2 protein-coding genes are annotated in these 4,043 nt (G+C 62.2%); both read right to left on the bottom strand.

What is annotated here, in order from left to right; all coding sequences use genetic code 11:
• The coding region (locus F0Q45_RS24795) for an AMP-binding protein (RefSeq protein ID WP_149656409.1) at window positions 1–2,243 on the bottom strand (2,243 nt) is incomplete at its 3' end.
• 92 nt (window positions 2,244–2,335) lie between these two features.
• The gene (locus F0Q45_RS24790; protein WP_188113145.1) at window positions 2,336–2,812 is read right to left on the bottom strand and encodes a chorismate--pyruvate lyase family protein; all 477 of its coding nucleotides are present in this window, start codon (window positions 2,810–2,812) and stop codon (window positions 2,336–2,338) included.
• Window positions 2,813–4,043: the final 1,231 nt, after the last annotated feature.

Genomic DNA, 4,043 nt, shown 5'->3' with positions numbered 1-4,043 from the left:
CAGGTGCCGGCGAACACTCCGGTGTCGGAACCGACCAAAGCGGCTGGGTCGATGCCGGCGGTTTCCAGCGCCTCCCAGCACACCTCCAACAGCAACCGCTGCTGGGGATCGGTGGCCTGGGCTTCGCGGGCGCAGATACCGAAGAATTCCGCGTCGAAGTCGCCGGCGCTGGTCAAAAAGGCGCCGTGGCGGGCATAGGTCTTACCCACCGCATCGGGATCGGTATCAAACAACTCCGCCAAGTTCCAGCCACGATCAGTGGGGAAGTCACCCATCACGTCGGTCCCGGTACTGACCACCTCCCATAAGGCGTGCGCCGAATCAATCCCGCCGGGAAAGCGGCACGCCATGCCGATCACGGCCACCGGCTCGTTGACCACCGCCGCCCGGGCGGTGCTGACTCGCCTATCCCCGCCGGATAGCTCGACTTCCAAATACTTGGCCAGCCCCGACACCGAGCCGTAGTCCCAGCCGACCGTGTCGGGCAACCGCAGACCGGTCGCGGCCGCCAACCGGTTGCGCAGTTCGACCGTCATTTGCGAGTCGAATCCGAGTTCGGTGAAGGCGCGATCACGGTTCACCGAGAGCGGATCGGACTGACCCAGCATCTTGGCGGTTTCGGAGCTGACGGCGTCGGCCACCAGGCGATAGCGTTCCTCCTGCAAGGCCGCCAGCCGCTCGGTGAGCGTCATCGAAGCAGCGTTTTCCAGATCCGACTCAGCTGCCGACGCCATGGAGGCGGGCGGCAGCTGCCAGATCGGTTCTGCCGGGCTCTGCGCGCGAAGCGCGGGTCGCAGCAATTTGCCAGTGGCCGTTCGGGGAAGTTGCTGGACGACGGCGAACCGATGCGGAACCTTGAACGACGACAGTTGGTCGAGCAACCGCTGATGGATGTCGCGGAACACCGAGTCATCCAAGGTGGCGCCGCGATGAGGGACCACAAAGGCTTGCAGGACCGACGCGCCGCAGGGCTCTCGCAAACCGACAACCGCAACCTGATCCACCGCAGCGTCATCGACTATCAGCCGCTCGACCTCTCGCGGATTGACGTTGACACCGCCGATGTTTTCCACGTCGTCCGCGCGCCCGCGGTAGGTGATCCATCCCTCGTCATCGACACAGACGGTGTCGCGCGTGTTGAGCCAGCCCCCGTCGTCGAGCGCAAGTTCTGCGGGCCGGTTCCAGTAACCGGGCGTGATCGAGGGTCCCCGAACCCACAGCTCCCCTTCGATCCCAGGTTCGGCAGCCATGCCATCCGGCGCCAGCACGCGAATTTCATAGGGCGAAAGAACCTTGCCCACCGTCCCAAGACGCCAGTCGTCAACGCGATTGGACACAAAGGTTTGTCCGACCTCTGTCGAACCCAAACCATCAAGAATCGGGACACCACCGAAGAATTCGAACAGTCGTGTGGCGAGTTGGAGGTCGAGTGCCTCACCGGCTGACACCGCGCAGCGCAGCGAACGAAACGCGTCAGCTGAACATGAGTCGATAACTCGCGCAAAAAAGGTGGGAACACCGTAGAGCACCGACGCCTCGAACTTCCCGCACAGCTGCGCGGCGAGTCCGGCACTGATCGTCGATTCGTTGATCACCGCGGAGCTACCCGAGGCCAGCGGGAACCACACCGAATTACCCAAGCCGTAGGCAAAATACATGCGAGCGCTACTAAGGCCCACATCATCGGCAGTAAGCCGCAACGCGCCGCCACACATAGCGTCGACAAACGTCAACACATCAAAATGCCGGTGCAGCGCAGCCCTGGGCGCCCCCGTCGTACCCGACGAATACGTGGCGTAGGCAATAGCGTCGCCATCGATCTGCGCGTAATCCGCCGGCTCAGCCCGCGCGGCATCCAACAGCAACTCGGCAGCATCCACCACCAGCGAGCGCTGAAACCGATCGCACAAAGCTGCAGTGGTCACAACAAGCGCCGGATGACTGTCGCGCAGACAATACGCGTGATCCTCGGGGCGCAGCTGCGGATTGGCGATGAACGCCCACACGCCCCGCGCCAAGCAAGCCAGCAAGACCTGCACCAGCTCCACTGAATCCGGCAGACACAACAACACCCGGTCGCCCCGGCCAAGGCCGCGCCCGCCAAGCACACGGCCGATGCGTGCGGCGCCCTCGTGGACCTCACCATGACTGACCACACGCGGCGCATAGTAAGCAGGCCTGTCATACCACCCCGAGTGCACTGCCCGCTCGGCGAGCAGCCGGGCCAGATTTCCGTCGCCCATTTCTAACCAGGCCTACGTTGTGATTGTGACCATGCGAAGTCATCCCTCTTCTGTGGGATTCGGACTAAACCGTCGGTGCAATTCGATGCGCGTTAATTGGGAAATACGTGCAGCGGAAAATACTCGGCGACGGTGACCACCGGCCTGCCGCCGATGATCATGCGGTAGCGGCGACCGACTGCTTTCGACCCGAGATTTCGGCACCAGGCGGCCGCGGCCCACGTGGGCTGCTCACCCATCCAGACTTCAGGGGTGTCCCTGAAGATTTCCAGGCACCCGCCGACCAGCAACTCCCCGATTGGGCGATTCGTCCTCATCAAACTCGCCACGATGGCAGGCGGCAGGTGATCCATCGCGATCGAGGATTCCGCGGCCACGAACGGCTTACCCGAACGGCGGCCTTTGAGCAGCACGTTGCGTTGCATGGTCCGGCCGTGCGACGACTCTGCTGGCACAGCAGCTCCTGAACCGCACGGCTGTATCCGCTGTTTGACAATCTGCACATCGACGTCGTCGTCCTTGACGACGCTGAGAATTCTGGTGAGTGTCCCATCGGTCGCAATAAGCATGCGCAAATCACGACTGAGCTTCCGAATTTCTTCTTCAGACAAGTGGTGTCGGCTCCGCGATTGTTTTCCTGATATGACGCAGTCTGGCGAGTTATGATGGCCGACCGCGAACTTGGGAACACTGAAGAAGCGGGTGTGAGCGGTATCAACGGTCATGTTGGCCTCCTTGAAAACGGGATTCGAAAGCGGAATAGCATCGACTCTCGGAATATCGACTGGTGGCCAAATGTTTTCGGCCGACATGAGCGATGGGTTTCCTCATATCAATCAGTGGCTTGAGTATTTACTGAGTGCAGCAGCGCGGCCATGACGTTAGCCGGGGCAAGGTTGTCGGACCATGGGCACAGTATCTAGACAACCCTGCGGCGACCCGGCAATGTGCACAGCCACAATGCCGGGGCGGGGGGATGACTGGCGTCGACGCCGGGCGAGACGGTCGCGCGACCGCCGGTGAGGGGCCGCGCCTAGCCGCTCGGCACGGGCCTTGGCCGAACGAAACGCTATGTGCCATTAGCACTCTCGCCATCCGCGGCGAGGCATTGCCAAGCTCGGACCTCGCCGCCTGAGTCGGACGCACCTATACTCGCGCGGACACAACCGGGCATCACAAGCAGCGGACCCATCCTGCCACGGGTCTTGCGTTTCGCTGGTGTCAATGTGCGCTCTGCTGTCCCGACACAGCAAGCACAGGGCTGCTTGCCCATAGTTCGGCGGTGTCTGCTGCACTAACTTGCTACGCACGGATGCTGACTCACGCGCGGGCGCTGACAACGAAACCCGAAACCCCATTCGCAGCCACAACAGTGCCTCGGAAGCTAAGACACGTTCGTACCCATGGCAGATTACTGAGCGCGTTCGAACTACTTCACCTGAGAGGCCGTTCAGTGGCAGGTCAAGCGGAACTTCATCAGCCGATTGCGATCGCAGCTGCGGCGCAACGCCATTTCGGTGGCCCGAACTCGAGCACGGCCGCGGGGCGGCGTGGTGAATCCGACCCCGCGCAAATCTTGTCCAGAGCTGCCATCCAGGACGGTGCTCGGTCGTCGCCTTCAGAGATCGCCCCTCTCCGGCGGCTGGGTGTGGTGAGCCCGAATACCGAACCGCCCGAAACCACACACTCCGGAGAGAGATGGACGACCAACTCGCCAAGGTAACCAAAGCCCTTCGGAAGGCCGTGAGCCAGATTGACTGGTTGAAGCGGCAGAACGATGCTCTCATTTCACGCACTAGT

This window comes from Mycobacterium simiae, assembly GCF_008370645.1.
GTDB classification, from domain to species: domain Bacteria; phylum Actinomycetota; class Actinomycetes; order Mycobacteriales; family Mycobacteriaceae; genus Mycobacterium; species Mycobacterium simiae_A.
The sequence above is the reverse complement of the archived record's forward strand: the minus strand, read 5'-3'. Positions and strand labels throughout refer to the sequence as shown.